The following is a 16,441-nucleotide window of genomic DNA, read 5'->3' as shown; positions in this document are numbered from 1 at the left end:
TTTGGCGAAGCAAAGAAGTGAGTCGCCCGCCGGGGCGAAATCCCGGCCAATCCAACCCAAAACAACGGAAAGCCACCCAGCAAAGGCTCCCCCTACAACAACGCCTTCGCCGCCTCGACACGCAAGGCCATGTCCACCGTCGGGTCGTTCATCACGGCCAGCAGGAAGCGGCGCGCTTCGTCGCAGGCCTCGCCACCGGCCGGGCGGGGCGGAGCGGTCGGCAGCGGCGGCGGGGCCTCCGGCGCCGGGCCGAGGCGGGCCAGGGCCTGCGCAAAGGCGGCCGGTTTGATCGCCTCGAAGCCGGCCAGGATGTCCGCCTGCTTCTCGGGGTTGGGGGCCATGTCCAGCCAGGGCTCATCGGCCAGCATGCCGCCCAGGCCGGGATCAATGAAGGCCGACCACTTGCCGGTGGCCGGATGCAGCCCGGGCACCATCAGCACCTCGCCCACCTCGTCCAGAGGGCACAGGATCCGCCGCGCCGGCGGTACCTCCGCCAGGTAACGGTCGGCCAGCCCGCGCAGGAAAGCACCGGCCTCAGCGACGGACACCGGCTCCACCAGCGCGAACCACAGCCGGTAGCCCGCCTCGCCCGACACTGCCATGGCCGGCGCAGGCAGCGCCAGATCATCCAGCAGCCCTGCGTACAGCGCGGCAGTCAGCGCCCAGGCCTCCTCGCCATCCACGCCCACGACCATCCAGGCCACCCGCCCGTCCGCGCCCAAGGGCGACAGGCGCAAGGCCTCCCCGGCGGCCAGGGCGCGCGGCAGGGCATCGGCGCCCGGGGTGGCGGGGCGGACATAAAGGCGCCGCAGTTCGGCGACGAGACGCAACGGGGGCTGGGACATGGCGATCGTGCAGGCTGGCCGGCAGACAGGCCCGGCCAATCGGGAAAAACGCCATTATATCCACCGGCCGCAAGCTCACCGCACGGCCCGGCCGGGGGCGCTCAATACGGCCGCCCGTCCTTGTGCAGGAAGCGCCAGCGGCCATCCTCACCCAGCTCGGCGGCCAGGTCGTCGTCCGGGTAGTTCGCCCGGTCACCCAGGCTGCGGTCCCCCACCTCCAGGTAGAGCACCGCCTCATCCGTGTCATTCACCAGGTGGTGGGCATCCCCCCCGCCGGCCGCAAAGCCGGCGCACATGCCGGGCGCCAGGCGGGTCCTCCCGGCGTTGGTGAGCAGCGCCGGGCGGCCTTCCAGCACGTAGATGAACTCGTCCTGGGTGAGGTGGGCATGGCGCAGGGCCGACATGGCGCCCGGTGGCAGGCGGGTCAGGTTCACCCCGAAGTTGCGCAGCCCGAAGGCATCGCCCAGGGGCTGCTTGACGCGCCCGGCGAGGCGTTGCGCGAACTCCGGGGGATAGGACGAGGGGGTGCGCCGCGGCGGCATGTCGGCGGCGGGCAGGGCAATGGGGCGGAGGGAAGGGGTCATGGCGGGCTCTCCTTTGTCTGCGCACGAAGCGCCGGTTGCGCTCCGCAAGGCCGCCATTCTCGCTTGTGTCCGGGAGACGCCCTTAGCCCGTCCGGGCCGGAATATGTGCCAGACCGTTCAGCCTTCCCGCAGCCGGGACGGTGGAAACCCGAAGCGGCTCCGGAAGGCAGCGGTAAAGCGGCTGTGGGAGTCGTAACCACAGCGCGCGGCGATCTCGCCAACCGGCAGCCCGGTGCCCTGCAAGAGCCCCAGGCCGACCTCCAGCCGCAGCTCCCGCACCAGCCCGGCGCAGGCCAGGCCATGGGCGGCCAGGCGCCGCCGGAGGGTGCTGACGCTGACCCGGCAGGCGGCGGCGACGGCCTCGACGCTCCAGTCGGCGTGCGGCCGGCCGAGGACCAGGCGGCGCACCTGCTCGGGCCAGTCGACCTCCTCCCGGGCGTGCAGCACACAGCCCGCTTCGGCCAGCATCAGCAGCACCTCCTCGACCCGGTGCTGACGCAAGCCTTCCGACAGGCCGGGCCGGGCCAGGCCGGCCAGGGCCCGCTCCAGGCATTCGGTCAGCCCGCCGTCCGGCGTCAGCACATGGCAGCCCTGCAGCGGGGCCAGCGGAAAGTCTCCGCCATGGCGGGCGGCAAAGCGGCTCAGCGCCGCATCACCAAACTGCAGGATGTGCGCCTCGTAGCAGCCGTCGGGGCGGGGGTCGTTGATCACGTCCCAGCAGCTGCCCCGCGCCAGCAGCACCACCTGCCCGGCTGGAATCTCCCGCGGCCCGTCCGCCCCGAGCAAGGTCTTGCAGCCCTTGCGGACCCACACCAGCGCGTCGTCCCGCACGGTGAGGCTGCGGATGCGGTGCAGCGCACGCACCGAGATGCTGCCGCTGGCGGCGTCGTCGAAAGTGCCCATGGAAGATGGCGGCCCGCTCAGGCCGCCGGCGGGTCCAGCCATTTGAGCAGGGTGCTGAACAGCAGCTCGGGCCGCACCGGCTTGCCGATGTGGTCGTTCATGCCGGCCTCGATGCACACCTGCCGGTCCTCATTGAAGGCGTTGGCCGTCATGGCCAGGATGGGGGTGTCGGCGTAGCCGTCGAGGGCGCGGATCGCCCGGGTGGCGTCCACCCCGTTCATGTTCGGCATCTGCATGTCCATCAGGATCAGGGCATAGCGGTTCATGCGCGCCAACTCGACCGCCGCCAGGCCGTCCTCGGCCAGGTCCACCACCAGGCCGGCGCCTTCCAGCATGTCCCGGGAGACCTCCTGGTTGATCGGTTCATCCTCGGCCAGCAGGATGCGGGCGCCGGGGTGGCGCGCCTGCAGCACGCCCGCCGAGGCGCCCTGCCCGCTCGCCTGCAGCCGCGGGGCGCCGTCCGGATTGCGCTCCAGGCGCACGGTGCACCAGAAGGTGCTGCCCTCGCCGAGAACGCTCTCCAGGCCGACCGCCCCACCCATCAGCTGGGCCAGCCGCTTGCTGATGGCCAGCCCCAGGCCGGTCCCCCCGTAGGCGCGGGTCATCGAGCTGTCGGCCTGCTCGAACGGGGTGAACAGGCGCCGCTGGTCCGTGTCGCTGATGCCGATACCGGTATCCTGCACCTCGAAGCGCAGGAGCACGCCGGCCGTGCTGTCCTCGACCAGCCGGGCCCGCACGGTGATCGTGCCGCGGGGCGTAAACTTGATCGCGTTGCTGACGAAGTTGAGCAGGATCTGCCCCAGCCGCAGGGAATCACCAATGAAGAACCCCCGGGCGAGTTCCGGCGCCAGGTCGACGCGCAGCTCGAGATTCTTGCGCCGGGCCTTGTGGCCCATCAGGCTCAGCAGGTTCTCCACCACCTCGCCGAGCTGGAAGCTCACCGGGTTCAGGGACAGCCGCTCGGCCTCGATCTTGGAGATGTCGAGGATGTCGTTGATGACGTGCAGCAGGTGCCGCGACGCCTGGTCGATCTTGCCCAGCTGATCCTTGAGCGGGGCATCCGGGCCATTGCGCAGGGCGATGTTGGTCATGCCGATGATGGCGCTCATCGGCGTCCGCAACTCGTGGCTCATGTTGGCCAGGAAGGTGCTCTTGGCCCGGCTCGCCGCCTCCGCCACCTCCTTGGCCTGGGACAGGGACACATTGATCTCGTTGATCTCCCTGATGTTCCGGGTCACCGCGTCGTTCATCGCGATGAAGCTGCGGGTCAGCTCGCCGAGTTCGTCCTCCCGCCGCTGCGCCTCCGCCAGGGGGCCGGTGTCCACGCCCGGAACTTCGCTCTGTTGCCCGCCCGCGACATCGTGAAAGATGCGGCTGAGGGTGCTGATCGGGGTCGAGATCGAACTCGTGAAGCGCAGCACCATCGGCAGGATGAGCAGCAGGCTGCCGGCGGCGATCAGTCCCAGGGTGGTGACGATCTCCACGATGTTCTTGCGCACGGTCTCCTTGGAGCGCAGCACCGCGATGGTGCCGACCCGCTCCTCACCGCGCAGCAAGGGGATCAGGCCCTGGTAGAAACCCGCCCCGTCCACCGTGATCTCGTTGAAGGAATGGGCGCCGGCACGCCGCTCCGCCCCCGCCGGCACACCCCGCCAGTCCGGCGCGGCATAGGCCGGCATGTCGCCGACACTCAGGCTTTGCGGGGTGAAGATGTTGATCTTCACGTGGCTCAGGCTGGACAGACGATCCACGAAGCCCTGGTCGAGCGGCTGCGCCGTCACCACCCGGCCCACCTGCCGGAGCTCGCGCTTGCCGGTGGCCGGGTCGAAGGCCTCGCCCATGATGTAGGCGTCGGCCTCGATCAAGACCTGGCCGGCATCCACCAGGTAGCGCGTCAGGGGCTTGCGGGGCGGCTCCACCGCCAGCTGCAGCGCCGCCCTGGCCGACCGCTCGACCTGCAGCTTGTCCCGGCTCAGCTCCTCGCCATCCTTGAGCGTGGCGACCCGGAATACCGGCATCACCTGGTAGTCCACAAAGCCGACCTGGCTTCCGGCGCCGTCGAAGTGCGCAAAGAACACCAGCCGCCCGGCCATATCGTAGAGGCCGAGGCGGGACAGCCGGGCCGAATGTCCGATACGCATCGCCTCCTGGGCCAGCTGACGGTAGGTGCCCAGCAGGGTTTCACCCTCGACATCGGCCTGCGCATACTGCGCCAGGTACCAGATGGTGTCGCCGATGTTCTTTTGCGCCGCCAGCTGGGTGGTGGCTTCCAGCAGGCTGCCCTCGCGCTCGGCCAGGCTGTCGCGGATCACCTCCGAGGCCTTGCGCAGCTCGGCCTGGGCCTGGTCCAGATACTGCTGCCCGATGACCCACGAGGCCGCCAGCATGGAACTCAGCGCCACCACCAGGCTGACCGCCACCGCGCTCAGCAGCAGCCGGTTCCGGATCCGTGTGATCTTCATGGGCGCCAGCGCTAGCGGCCCGCTCCGGGCCTGTAGGAAAGAACCGGCACATAGCCCTCCGGCGCGATGGAGGCGCTGAATGGGTAGCGCGCCGCGTTGCTGCGGTCGACCAGCCCGAGCTTGATCAGGATGGTGTGCGGCAGCTTGCCGCCGCGGCCTTCCAGGTAACTCACCACCGCATTGGTGGCCACCCGGGCCTGGCTGACACCCTTGGTGTCGGCGGCGGCGGCGATCTCGCCCTTGCGGATGGAGTCGGCGATGTTGCGGGTCAGGTCGTAGGCCACGATGCGGATCCGGCCGCCGAGCCCGGCCTCCCGCACGGGCAGGATGGCGGCCGGCGCACAGCCGGTGCAGCCAAGGATGTAATCAAGCTTCTGCCCATGGCGGGCAATCAGCTGCGCCGCCAGCTGGGTCTGCCCGATCAAGTCACTGTCACCGTAGAGCGTATCGAGGATATTGACCTTGATGGGCGCTCTGCGCGCCGCCTCGTGGCTGCCGGTGACTTCACCGGAGACCCACCCGGCCCCCTCGGGCCCGGGCAGCAAGGCCACATTGATCGTGTTCAGGCCGCGCTTTTGCGCATCCCGGATGACCCAGTCCATGGCGTTGCCCCCCATAGCCTTGAGCGAGGTGGTCACCTTGACGGCCAGGCTGTCGCTGGTGCTGTCATTGGCCAGCTCGAAGACCGGAATCCCCATCTTGCGCGCCCGGTCAATGGCCGGATTATTGCCGGTCAGGCTGATCGGCGAGATCACTATCGCATCGTAGCGGGCCGCAATCGACTCATCCATCTTGCGCAGCTGGCCGACCAGGTCGTTGTAGCCGTCCGCCGGCAGGATATCCACGGCCACCCCCAGGCGCCGGGCCTCGCTGATGACGCCGTAACTGCAGCCGATCCAGTAGGGGTCCTTGAGGTGAGGGAACAGGAAGGCGATACGCCACGGCTTGCTGGCCGGCGCGGTCAGGGCGTAATGACCATTGACCACCCGGCCGGTGGCCAGCGCATCGTCCGCCGTGCCCTGCGGCTTGAGCGGCGGAAAGATGGACTGCACCGGGATCGGCAACACCTCATCGGACGGCCCGGCAACCGGGCCTGCCGCGGAGGCGGCCGCCATCAACGCCCCCAGCCACAGCACGGACACCCCGCAGACTCTGCCAATACCCCCAGCCAACCGGATCAGCCCCACCCTCGCCCGCCTCTCTGTGATCGGCCCACCGTCAGGGGACGGGCCACCTGTCACTATCGACACGACAGCGCCCGGCCTTGAGCCGCGCTTCCGCCGCCGCTCAGCCGAAGCGCTCCGCCAGATAGCCCAGCAGGGCCTTGATCCTGGCCGGCTGGTAGCGCCGGCTGGGGTAGGCCACGTAGAGCGGGGTCGAGTCATAGAGGGCGTCGGGAAAGAGATCGACCAGACGGCCGGCGTCCAGGTCGGCCTGCACGTCGAGGCGCGACTTGTAGGCGATGCCGTGCCCCGCCAGGGCCCACTGGCGGACCAGGGCACCGTCGTCGGCGGCGCGGTCACCGGAGACGGTGATCTCCCGCTGCTGGTCATGGCAGTACAGGCGCCAGCGGTCGAACAGCTCGCCATTGCGATAGAAGCAGATGCAGTTGCGGCGGGCCAGATCCTCGAAGCACTCCGGCTGCCCGTGACGGGCCAGGTAGTCGGGAGAGGCCACCAGTACCCGGGGGTTGTCGCATAGCTTGCGCCCGACCAGGCCGGAGTCCTCCGACAGGCCATAGCGCAGCACCAGGTCGATGGGGTTGCGGTAGAGATCGATGAGGCCGTCGGAGAGATGCATCACCAGCCGCAGCTGGGGATGGCGCTGGCGGAAGGGCTCGAGCAGGCTGTCGAGGCAGCCGCGCCCCAGGTCGGAAGGCGCGCCCAGGTGGATGTCGCCGGAGAGCTGCTCGCGGCCCTGGCGCAAGGCGGCGAGGCCTTCATCCAGGGCCTGGTGGGACTGCTGGCAATGCACCAGGAAGATCTCGCCCGCCTGGGTCAGGCGCAGCGAGCGCGTCGAGCGCTCGAAGAGCTGGCTGTCCACGCGCTTCTCGAGGCGCTTGAGGGCCGCGCTGGCGGCCGCCGGGCTGAGCCCCAGGGCCCGCCCGGCGGCGCTGATGGAACCCAGTTCACTGACCCGGATGAAGAGCTGGACATCGGATAGCTGGATCATCTTTCAAAATATTTTTGAAACTTCGTCACATCATAGGCCAATTATCAAATTCCGGACCAATCCCTAGACTTGCCCGGTCTTCACTTGATTCCGGTGCCCACCCATGAACACGCCCCTCTTCCAGCCTCTCACCCTCGGCAACATCACGCTGCCCAACCGCATCGTGATGCCGCCCCTGACCCGCGCGCGGGCGGCCCAGCCAGGCAATGTGCCGACGGCCATGAACGCCGCCTACTATGCCGAACGCGCCTCGGCCGGGCTGATCATTGCCGAGGCCACCGACATCTCCGCCGCCGCCAAGGGCTATTCCCTGACGCCGGGCATCCACACGGCGGAGCAGATCGCCGGCTGGCGCCAGGTGACCGACGCGGTGCATGCGGCCGGCGGGCATATCTTTCTGCAGATCTGGCATTGCGGCCGCATGTCCCACCCGGACCTGCATGGTGGTGCCCGCACGGTGGGCCCGTCGGAAGTCGCCTTCCCCGGCCAGATCTGGCTGGCCGGCCCGGACGGCAAGGGTGGCATGGTCGATTGCCCGGTGCCCCGCGCCCTGGACATCCGCGAGATTCCGCCCATCGTCGCGGACTTCCGCCAGGCCGCCCTGAACGCCATCGAGGCGGGCTTCGATGGCGTGGAGATCCACGCCGCCAACAGCTACCTGATCGACCAGTTCCTGCGCACCACCTCCAACCTCCGCGACGACGCCTACGGCGGCAGCCGGGAGAAGCGCCTGCGCTTCCTGTTCGAGGTGGTGGATGCGGTTGCCGGGGCCATCGGCGCAGCGCGCACCGGGGTGCGCCTGTCGCCGCGCAACCGGGCCCGCGGCATGGATTGCCCGGACAGCCTGCCCACCGCCCTGGAGGCCGCCGCCCGCCTGCACCAGCGGGGCGTGGCCTATCTGCACTTCAACGAACCCGAGGAAAACCCGCCCAGCGCCGAGGCCGGGGCCTTCCACCGGGATCTGCGGGCGGCCTTCCCCGGCCCGGTGATCGTGGCCGGCGGCTACACCGCGGCGCGCGGCGCAGCCGTGATCGACCAGGGCCATGCCGACCTGGTGGCCTTCGGCCGCCCCTTCATCGCCAACCCGGACCTGCCGGCCCGCCTGGCCCACGGCTGGCCGCTCAACCCGCCGGAGCCGGCCACCTTTTTCGGCGGCAACGCCGCCGGCTACACCACCTACCCGGCCTACGCCGGCACGGCCGAAGAGGCCCCCGCCTGAAAGCCGTCGGCTCCCAGCGCCCTCGGCGCCATCGACCGGGATGATGCCCGGACTTGAACACTTCACCCTCCGGGATGGAGTGCTTCAAGTCCGGGTTGGACTTTCCGGGCCTTGATTTGAAATCGTCCAAATCAGAGATGGACTCGCCGGGCTCCGATTTGGACGATTTCAAATCAAAGATGGACGGCTTCAAGTCTGATTTGCACTGTCGCACCTCGGACTTGAACCCGCCAAGCCCGGATTTGAACGCTTTCAAACCAAGGATGGACGGGTCCAAGTCTGAGCTGGACCCTCGCCCCTCCGGGCCCTGAACCTGGAGGCCTGGCCACGATCTCCCGGGCCAGGGCGCCAGGCCGGCGAGGTGAATGCGCCGGGCCAAGCCCGCCGGTACTCAGCCGGACTGCTTGCGCAGCCAGACCAGCAGCGTGGAATAGAGCCGGTCGGGCTCCACCGGCTTGGAGAGGAAGTCGTCCATGCCGGCCTCGATGCAGCGCACCCGGTCCTCGGCGAAGGCATTGGCGGTCATCGCCACGATCGGCACCCGCCTCCCGCTCTCCAGCTGGCGGATCCGCCGGGTGGCCTGCAGGCCGTCCATCTCGGGCATCTGCATGTCCATCAGGATGATGTCGAAGGCCGCGTTGCGCACCATGTCCAGGGCCACCGCGCCATTGCCGGCAACGGCCACGTCGAGGCCCGCGTCCTGCAGGAACAGCCTGGCCACCTCCTGGTTGACCGGCTCGTCCTCCACCAGCAGGACGTGGGCCCCCGCGAACTCCCGCCGCAATGCCACCTCAGCCTGGCCGATCACGTTGCGGGCATGGCGCACGTCACGCAGCGGGCCCCCCACCCCCAGGCGGGCGGTGAACCAGAAATTGCTCCCCACGCCCGGCACGCTGCTGGCCCCGGCCTCGCCCCCCATCAGGCCGGCCAGCCGGCGGGTGATGGCCAGGCCAAGCCCGGTGCCGCCGAAGCGCCGGGTATTGGAGGCGTCGAGCTGTTCGAAGGCCTGGAACAGGCGGGGCAGGAATTCGGGCAGCACCCCGATGCCGCTGTCCGTCACCTCGGCCTTGAGGCACAGGCAGTCGGCCTCCCGCGCCACCACCGAGACACGCAAGGAGACCGTGCCCGATTCGGTGAACTTCACCGCGTTGCTGGCCAGGTTGAGCAAGGCCTGGGTGAGGCGCGTGGCATCGCCATTGAGCATGTGGAGGAGGCTGTCGCACTCCACCTGGAGCCTCAGGCCCTTGGCCTGGGCCCGGTCCTGGATCATGGTGGCGACGTTGCCGACCAGGGTCTCCAGGGAGAACTCTTCCTCTTCGAGGATGAACTTGTCGGCCTCGATCTTGGACAGGTCGAGGATGTCGTTGATCACCGCCAGCAGGTGCTCGGCGGCCGTGTCGATCTTGGCCAGCCTGTCGGCCTGGGTCGGGCTGACGCCGTCGCGCTTCATGATCCGCGCCATGCCCAGCACCGCGTTGAGCGGCGTGCGGATCTCGTGGCTCATGTTGGCCAGGAAGGCGCTCTTGGCCCGGTTGGCGCTCTCGGCGGCCTCCTTGGCCAGGGCCAGCTCGCGGGTACGCTCGTCGACCAGGCTTTCCAGGTGCAGCCGGTGGCGCATCAGCTCGGCCTCGTTGCGCTTCTGCTCGGTGATGTCCTGCTTGATGCCGAGGTAGTGGGACACGCTGCCGTCGGCACGGCGCACCGGCGAGATGATGGCCGACTCCACGTAGGTTTCGCCGTTCTTGCGCCGGTTGCACAGCTCGCCGCGCCATATCCGGCCATCGGACAGGGCGGACCACATCTCGCCGAACACCTTGGGTGAGGTCTCGCCCGACTGCATGATGCGCGGGTTCTGGCCGACCACCTCCTCGGCGGCGTAGCCGGAGGCCTCCTCGAAGGCCTTGTTGACGTAGAGGATGCGGGCATCGAGATCGGTGAGGACGATGCTGCCGGGGCTTTGCTCGACCGCCGTGGTGAGCGTGCGCAGCTGCTCCTCCGCCCGCTTGCGCTCGCTGATGTCGGTGGAGATGCCGCACAGGGCATACACGCTGCCGTCGTCCCGGCGCAGGGGGATCTTGACCGACAGGTAGCTGCGGACCTGGCCGGTGCGCAGATCGACGTTGCTTTCCTCGACTTCGATGCCTTCGCCGTCCTCGATGATCCGCCTGTCGTTGACACGCAGGCGCGCGGCCGTCTCCGCGTCGAAGAAATCCGCGTCGGTGCGCCCGATGAGTGCTTCGCGGGTGCAGCCGAACAAGGCCTGCACGGCCCGGTTGGCATAGAGGTAGCTGTAATCCTGACCCTTGATGTAGATGCAGGCCCCGACGTTCTCGAGAATGGTCTCGAGCATCTCGTCGCTCTGCCGGCGCTGCAATTCGGACAGGCGGAGGGGCGTGACGTCCAGGACGATGCCGATGTAGCTCACCGTCCGGCCCGCGTCGTCCTGCACCGGCTGGCTGCGGCACATCAGCCAGCGGGGTGGCAGCTGAGGCGGAAGGGCCACCCGCCACTCGGCCTCGAAGCCCTCGCCCAGCGCGCTGGCAGCGGCGATGATGTGCTCCACCCGCTCGCGGTCCTGCGGATGGATCGCAGACCGCCAGGCATCGTAGGACGGGGTGCAGGACTGGTAGGGAAGGCCATAGAGCTCCCAGATCTCGTCCGACCAGAAATTGTCGTTGGTCTCGAGGAACCACTCCCAGGAGCCGGCCCGGGCGGCGTCCAGGGTCAGCCGCAGCCGCCGCTCGCTGGAGCGCAGCAGCGCCTCGGCAATGCTGCGCTCGGTCACGTCGGACACGGTGGCGAGCACCTGGTCCGCGCCCTCGATGCCCAGGCTGCTGAGGCTGATCTCGACCGCAATCTCGTCGCCGTTCTTGCGTCGCCCGCTCAGATGGCGCCTGGCCACCAGGGCCAGGCTTCGCGCCGGATCCGCCTGCATGAGCTCACGGTGGCGCAGGTGCCGCGCCTGCAGCGCATCGGGCACCAGCACATCCACGGACTGCCCGACGAGCTCGCCCGGCGCATAGCCGAACATGCGCTCCAGGGAGGGATTGACGAGGATCATCGCGCCCTGCGGGTCGACCACCACCAGCCCCTCGACGCTCGAATCCCAGACCCGCCGGAAGCGCGCCTCGCTGTCGGCCTTGGCCTCCTCGGCCCGGTGCAGGTCGGAGACGTCGGTGAAGGTCAGGACCGCCCCCGCCGTGTCGTTGAGCTCGTTGAGATAGGGGTCGATCTGCATCAGGTAGTGAAAACCGCGCTGATGCACGTGCTCGACCAGGGACGCGCCCTCGGTGACGACCTTGCCCACCCACTGGCGCAGGTGGGGCAGATCCAGGTGGCAAGGCACGCCGTACAGGAACTGGCCGATGTCATTGGGCAGCAGGCCGAAGACCCGCCCGGCCAGCGCGTTGAAGCGGGTCACCCGGCCATCCCGGTCCACCACCACCAGGCTGGTGCGGATGGAGTTCTGGATGTTGCCCAGGATGGCGTTGAGCTGGGCGTACTCCAGCGTGCTGATCCGCAACTCGTCGTTGAGGGTGGTGAGCTCCTCGTTGGAGGCCTGCAGCTCTTCGTTGGACGACTGCAGCTCCTCACTGGAGGACTGGATCTCCTCGTTGAGGGATTGCAGCTCCTCGTTGGAGCGCTCGAGCTGCTCGATCACCGCCTGCAGATGCTCCCGGGTGTCGGCCAGCTCCTGGCGCAGCCGCGCGATCTCGTCCGCGGCCACGGCCGGCGGCATGCCGGCAATCCCCTCGCCAGCGGGGAGGTCGGCCTGCACCGGGGTCTCCTCGAAGGAGATCAGGGTCACCCCCTCGGCCTCATCCGGCCCGGACACGCTGCGCAGCATCAGGCGCACGCGCAGCACCCGGCCGTCGAAACGCACCAGGGTCTCGCCACCATGCAGGGCCTGGGCCTTCTCGAGGCGCATGCGGTAGCACAAGGCCTTGAGCTCGCCCCGCAGCTCCGGGATGCACAGCGCAAACACGGAAAAGTCGGCCCTTTCGGACGGCAGCTCGAAGTAACGCCGGCTGGCCCCGAAGAAATGCAGGGGCGCAAAACCGGCGTCCACCAGTACCCCCGGCGGCCCGTAGGCCTCCAGCATCATTTCCCGGCTGCGCGTCACGAGGGACTGGGAGCGCTCGACACCACCCGGCTCGGGAAGCGCCGGACGCACCAGGCGATCGAGGCCGCCGCCCAGGCGCAGGCTGCGGTGCGGATGCCGCGTCACCATGGCCCGCCGCCGGTACAGCTTGACCGCCGGATCGATGGCCTCGAACAGCCCACCGGCCCCGCCCGCCGATTCGGATTGCCCGAGCAGGAGCAGGCCGGCCGGATTGAGGGCAAAGTGGAAAGTACGGATCAGCTCGGCCTGCTGGGCCGCCTTGAAGTAGATCAGGATGTTGCGGCAGCTCACCAGGTCCATGCGGATGAAGGGCGGATCACCGGTGAGGTCGTGCGCGGAGAACACGCACATTTCCCGCAATATCTTGCTGACCCGCCAGCCGCCTCCGTCGGGGCGGAACCAGCGCGACAGGCGCCCCCGCTCCACGCCTGCCAGGTCGCCTGCCGCATAGAGCCCGGCACGCGCGAACTCGAGGGCCTCCTGGTCAATGTCCGACGCGAAGACCCGTACCTCCTGCCGGGCCAGCCGTTCCCCCAGGACCTCGGCCACCAGGATCGCGATCGAATAAGCCTCCTCGCCCGTCGCGCAGGCCGGCACCCAGATGCGCAGGGGATCACCGTCCGGCTTGGCAAGCAGCAGGGTGCGCAGCGCGCCGGCCAGCACATCGAAGACCTCGCCATCCCGGAAGAAGGACGACACCGAGATCATGAAGCAGTGCTGCAGCAGCCCCAGCTCCTCGGGATGGGCCTGCACATGGGCCAGGTAGTCCACCAGCCGCTCATGGCCGAGACTGCGGCTGCGGCGCAGGGTCTGGCGGCGCAGAGTGTTCTCCTTGTAGCGCGCCAGGTCTACACCGGTCTCGCTCGACGCAAGCGCCAGCAAGGCGTGCAGGGCGGCGGACTCCTCGGCGTCGCGGGCCTCGAGAAAGGTCTTGAGACGGGTATCGAGGTGATTGAGCCAATCGGCACACCAGTCCAGGTCGCCGCCGGAGCCCATGCCCAGAAGCATGCCGCCCGCCAGGCGCAGCGCCGCGGCGCCCCCTCCGGGCATGTCGGCCCGGGGCAGGACCGCCACTGCGGCGGCGCCGCGCAGGCTGACCACGGACTCGAGCAGGCGATCGACCGCGGAGCGGGCCACCTCTTCCGCTCCCTCCTGGAACACCTTGATGCCTTCCGCGTCCACGATGATCTGGTGCCCGGGCGGACACACATGGACGCTGTCGGCCACCGCCGGGCGGTCATCGCCCCCCTCGATGACATCCAGGCTGCAGGCGGCCAGGGCCGCGGCCGGCAAGGGATCGGCCAGGATGCAGACGACCCGGCCCTGCCGGCGCAACCTGCACAGCAGCTGCACAACGAGGCCGGGCGCATCGGCGAAACCGCCGATGACCACCAGGTGGGGAAGACTTTCGCGGCCCGTCTCCGGGGCCGGATTTATTCTGACTCCCGTCATGGGCAATGAACGACACCGGGCTATGCAATGGGTAGCCAAATGGTATGCCGAAGCCCGCCGCTTGACCATGGGGACACGCGCGTCACACAGCGCGCCTACTCCGGGAGAGGTAGGCTCTTGCGAAACGCACCCGGACGTTCCATGATGGAACATCCACCTTCCCGGAGAGTGCTTCCATGATCCGCCATATCGCCCTTCTGCTCGCCCTTGCCCTCGGCTTCGCCGCCGGTGCCCAAGCCTGCGGTGAAAACGCCAAACACTCCAAGCCGGACATGAGCAAGCCGGCCGCCCCGAAGACGGGCACCTGATCGATCAATAAAAATACCAGAGGCGCGTAAGCGCCCTTTTTTCAATCACCCTGCCTGCACCTATATAAGGAGACAAACCATGCACAACCGTACCCTTCGAGAGATCGTTGAAGGCCAGACCGTCATCTCGGCCCTAGCTGACACAAGCGTCCGGGCCGCGGCGATTGCCATGGCCAACAGCAAGATCGGCGCCATCGTCGTGGTGGACGACAATGGCCAGCTGGCCGGCCTGTTCACTGAGCGCGACGTGCTCAACCGGGTCGTGGCCAAGGGGCTGGATCCGGACAAGACGCCGTTGTCTGCGGTGATGACCAGCCAGCTGCAGACGGCCGCACCGGACAAACCCCTGTCCCACGCCCTGCACATGATGTTCGAAGGCGGCTTCCGCCACGTGCCGGTGGTGGACAACGGCCGTCCGGTGGGCATGGTCTCCGCCCGCAACGCCCTCGGTCTGGAAATCTGCCAGTTCGAAAAGGAACTCGTCGAACGCGACCACATCGCCGAGATCCTGTAAGCCCGGGCAAAGCCCTCCAGCCCGTCATGCAAGAGCCCCGCGAGGGGCTTTTGCATCTGGCGCCGCCCCGCAGCGGGTGGCACAAACCGCCAGAAGCACGCCGAAATCGCCTAAAATCGCGTTTTCCCCTCTGCAGACCCCCATCCCATGTTTTCCGGAATCGTCGCCGCCACCGGCCGTATCCTGAACATCGCGCCCCTCGAAGAAGGCGTACGCCTGACGGTCGATGTCGGCACCCTTGAACTCGACGACGTGCAGCTCGGCGACAGCATCGCCAACAACGGCGTGTGCCTGACGGTCATCGCCCTGGAGGGCAAGACCGTCCAGTTCGACGTGTCCCGCGAAACGCTCAACTGCACCGTAGGCCTGGCTGAACCCGGCGAAGTGAACCTCGAGAAGGCCCTGCGCCTGGCCGACCGCCTCGGCGGCCACCTGGTCACCGGCCATGTGGACGGCATCGGCGAGGTCGTCCGCTTCGACCCGATCGGCGAAAGCCACGAGCTGGTCATCCGCGCCCCGGCCGATCTGGCCGGCTATATTGCACGCAAGGGCTCGATCACCATCGACGGCGTCAGCCTCACCGTCAACCGGGTCGAAGACCGCGAATTCTCGATCAACCTGATCCCCCATACCGTCCAGGTCACCACCCTCAAGCGCCTGGCTGCCGGCAGCCGGGTCAATCTCGAAATCGACCTGATCGCCCGCTACGTTGAGCGTATGCAGGCCTGGCGCAACGTCGAACAGGGAACCCCCGCATGACCGCACTCGCCCCCATCCAGGACATCATTGCCGACATCAAGGCCGGCCGCATGGTCATTCTCGTGGACGAGGAAGACCGTGAGAACGAAGGCGACATCGTCATCGCCGCCGAGTACATCACGCCCGAGGCCATCAACTTCATGGCCAAGCATGCCCGCGGCCTGATCTGCCTGACCCTCACCGAAGAACGCTGCCGCCAGCTGGGCATCAACCACATGGCGCGGGACAACCGCAGCCAGTTCAGCACCGCCTTCACCGTCTCCATCGAGGCCGCCGAGGGCGTCACCACCGGCATCTCCGCCGCTGACCGGGCGCGCACCGTGCAGGCCGCCGTGGCCCGCCACGCGAAGGCCGCCGACATCGTCCAGCCGGGGCACATCTTCCCGATCATGGCCAAGCCCGGCGGCGTGCTGATCCGCGCCGGCCATACCGAAGCCGGTTGCGACCTGGCCGGCATCGCCGGGCTGGAACCCGCCTCCGTGATCTGCGAGATCATGAACGACGATGGCACCATGGCCCGCCTGCCCGAGCTGATCGAGTTCGCGCAGATCCACGGCCTCAAGATCGGCGCCATCAGTGACCTGATCGAATACCGGGCGCGCACCGAGAAGCTGATCGAAAAGGTCAGCGAGAAGACCGTGGACACGGCCCACGGCCCCTTCCGCCTGTCAGCCTTCGAGGACAAGACCTCCGGCGACGTCCATCTGGCCATGGTGTATGGCGACATCGACCCCGAGGTGGACACCCTGGTCCGCGTCCACGAGCCGGTATCGGTGCTGGACTTCCTCGATCCGGCCAGCGGTCGTCACAGTTTCCCGGTGGACGCCGCCCTGAAACGCATCGTCAGCCACGGCCACGGTGTGATCGTCCTGCTCTACCGGCCGCAAACAGGCCAGGACCTGCTCGCCCAGCTGTCCGGCGATCCGGTGATCAACCGCCCGGCCCAGAAATGGGACCCCCGCCTGTTCGGCATCGGCGCCCAGATCCTGGCCGAACTCAAGGTCGGCAAGATGCAGCTGCTCGCCAGCCCCCGCAAGATTCCCAGCATGGCCGGCTTTGGCCTGACCGTCACCGGCCACGTGGCCCCCGACGCCTGAGCC

General features: G+C 68.4%; 12 protein-coding genes. 5 read left to right on the top strand and 7 right to left on the bottom strand.

Going from position 1 to position 16,441, the window contains the following annotated elements; genetic code table 11:
• Positions 1 to 92: 92 nt before the first annotated feature.
• The 6 genes from HHL15_RS11095 to HHL15_RS11070 form a co-directional block, all read right to left on the bottom strand.
• A complete protein-coding gene (locus HHL15_RS11095; protein ID WP_169145823.1) occupies positions 93 to 845 on the bottom strand; it encodes a hypothetical protein in 753 nt (250 codons plus the stop codon).
• A gap of 101 nt (positions 846 to 946) precedes the next feature.
• Positions 947 to 1,429 carry a cupin domain-containing protein gene (locus tag HHL15_RS11090; RefSeq protein WP_169145822.1) on the bottom strand — a complete coding sequence of 161 codons (483 nt, stop codon included), beginning with the start codon at positions 1,427 to 1,429 and terminating at the stop codon, positions 947 to 949.
• Positions 1,430 to 1,546: 117 nt separating this feature from the next.
• Positions 1,547 to 2,374 carry a helix-turn-helix transcriptional regulator gene (locus HHL15_RS11085; protein WP_169145821.1) on the bottom strand — a complete coding sequence of 276 codons (828 nt, stop codon included), beginning with the start codon at positions 2,372 to 2,374 and terminating at the stop codon, positions 1,547 to 1,549.
• Entirely contained in the window at positions 2,350 to 4,794 is a 2,445-nt protein-coding gene (locus tag HHL15_RS11080; RefSeq protein WP_169145820.1) for a hybrid sensor histidine kinase/response regulator, read from the bottom strand. Before HHL15_RS11080 ends, HHL15_RS11085 begins: the two co-directional genes overlap by 25 nt.
• A gap of 11 nt (positions 4,795 to 4,805) precedes the next feature.
• Positions 4,806 to 5,936: a TMAO reductase system periplasmic protein TorT gene (torT, locus tag HHL15_RS11075; RefSeq protein ID WP_206198717.1), complete on the bottom strand. Its 1,131-nt coding sequence runs from the start codon at positions 5,934 to 5,936 to the stop codon at positions 4,806 to 4,808.
• Between the two features lie 145 nt (positions 5,937 to 6,081).
• On the bottom strand, positions 6,082 to 6,966 hold the full coding sequence (locus HHL15_RS11070) for a LysR family transcriptional regulator (protein WP_169145819.1): 885 nt from the start codon (positions 6,964 to 6,966) through the stop codon (positions 6,082 to 6,084).
• Positions 6,967 to 7,069: 103 nt separating this feature from the next.
• Here HHL15_RS11070 and HHL15_RS11065 point away from each other — a divergent pair, with 103 nt between their 5' ends.
• Positions 7,070 to 8,185 (top strand): alkene reductase, encoded by a 1,116-nt coding sequence (locus tag HHL15_RS11065; RefSeq protein WP_169145818.1) that lies wholly within the window; start codon positions 7,070 to 7,072, stop codon positions 8,183 to 8,185.
• 391 nt (positions 8,186 to 8,576) lie between these two features.
• Here the strand turns inward: HHL15_RS11065 and HHL15_RS11060 are convergent, their stop codons facing one another.
• Positions 8,577 to 13,760: a PAS domain S-box protein gene (locus HHL15_RS11060; RefSeq protein ID WP_169145817.1), complete on the bottom strand. Its 5,184-nt coding sequence runs from the start codon at positions 13,758 to 13,760 to the stop codon at positions 8,577 to 8,579.
• 176 nt (positions 13,761 to 13,936) lie between these two features.
• On the opposite strand from HHL15_RS11060, the gene HHL15_RS26785 reads away from it, so the two are divergent.
• The 4 genes from HHL15_RS26785 (at position 13,937) to ribBA (ending at position 16,438) form a co-directional block, all read left to right on the top strand.
• Positions 13,937 to 14,068 carry a hypothetical protein gene (locus tag HHL15_RS26785; protein ID WP_268967098.1) on the top strand — a complete coding sequence of 44 codons (132 nt, stop codon included), beginning with the start codon at positions 13,937 to 13,939 and terminating at the stop codon, positions 14,066 to 14,068.
• Between the two features lie 79 nt (positions 14,069 to 14,147).
• A complete protein-coding gene (locus tag HHL15_RS11055) occupies positions 14,148 to 14,582 on the top strand; it encodes a CBS domain-containing protein (protein WP_169145816.1) in 435 nt (144 codons plus the stop codon).
• A gap of 147 nt (positions 14,583 to 14,729) precedes the next feature.
• Positions 14,730 to 15,341, top strand: coding sequence for a riboflavin synthase (locus tag HHL15_RS11050; RefSeq protein ID WP_169145815.1), 612 nt, complete (start codon positions 14,730 to 14,732; stop codon positions 15,339 to 15,341).
• Positions 15,338 to 16,438 (top strand): bifunctional 3,4-dihydroxy-2-butanone-4-phosphate synthase/GTP cyclohydrolase II, encoded by a 1,101-nt coding sequence (ribBA, locus tag HHL15_RS11045; RefSeq protein ID WP_169145814.1) that lies wholly within the window; start codon positions 15,338 to 15,340, stop codon positions 16,436 to 16,438. The genes HHL15_RS11050 and ribBA overlap by 4 nt, the downstream gene beginning before the upstream one ends.
• The last annotated feature ends 3 nt before the right edge of the window (positions 16,439 to 16,441 follow it).

It is taken from the genome of Zoogloea dura, from assembly GCF_012927165.1.
Taxonomy (GTDB): domain Bacteria; phylum Pseudomonadota; class Gammaproteobacteria; order Burkholderiales; family Rhodocyclaceae; genus Zoogloea; species Zoogloea dura.
This window is presented reverse-complemented; position numbering and strand designations above follow the sequence as displayed.

Coding starts and splice junctions, on each gene's coding strand:
- HHL15_RS11050 (WP_169145815.1), top strand. CDS start 14,730: ATGTTTTCCGGAATCGTCGCCGCCACCGGCCGTATCCTGAACATCGCG.
- ribBA (WP_169145814.1), top strand. CDS start 15,338: ATGACCGCACTCGCCCCCATCCAGGACATCATTGCCGACATCAAGGCC.
- HHL15_RS11060 (WP_169145817.1), bottom strand. CDS start 13,760: ATGACGGGAGTCAGAATAAATCCGGCCCCGGAGACGGGCCGCGAAAGT.
- HHL15_RS11055 (WP_169145816.1), top strand. CDS start 14,148: ATGCACAACCGTACCCTTCGAGAGATCGTTGAAGGCCAGACCGTCATC.
- HHL15_RS11085 (WP_169145821.1), bottom strand. CDS start 2,374: ATGGCTGGACCCGCCGGCGGCCTGAGCGGGCCGCCATCTTCCATGGGC.
- HHL15_RS11080 (WP_169145820.1), bottom strand. CDS start 4,794: ATGAAGATCACACGGATCCGGAACCGGCTGCTGCTGAGCGCGGTGGCG.
- HHL15_RS11090 (WP_169145822.1), bottom strand. CDS start 1,429: ATGACCCCTTCCCTCCGCCCCATTGCCCTGCCCGCCGCCGACATGCCG.
- HHL15_RS11095 (WP_169145823.1), bottom strand. CDS start 845: ATGTCCCAGCCCCCGTTGCGTCTCGTCGCCGAACTGCGGCGCCTTTAT.
- HHL15_RS26785 (WP_268967098.1), top strand. CDS start 13,937: ATGATCCGCCATATCGCCCTTCTGCTCGCCCTTGCCCTCGGCTTCGCC.
- HHL15_RS11065 (WP_169145818.1), top strand. CDS start 7,070: ATGAACACGCCCCTCTTCCAGCCTCTCACCCTCGGCAACATCACGCTG.
- HHL15_RS11070 (WP_169145819.1), bottom strand. CDS start 6,966: ATGATCCAGCTATCCGATGTCCAGCTCTTCATCCGGGTCAGTGAACTG.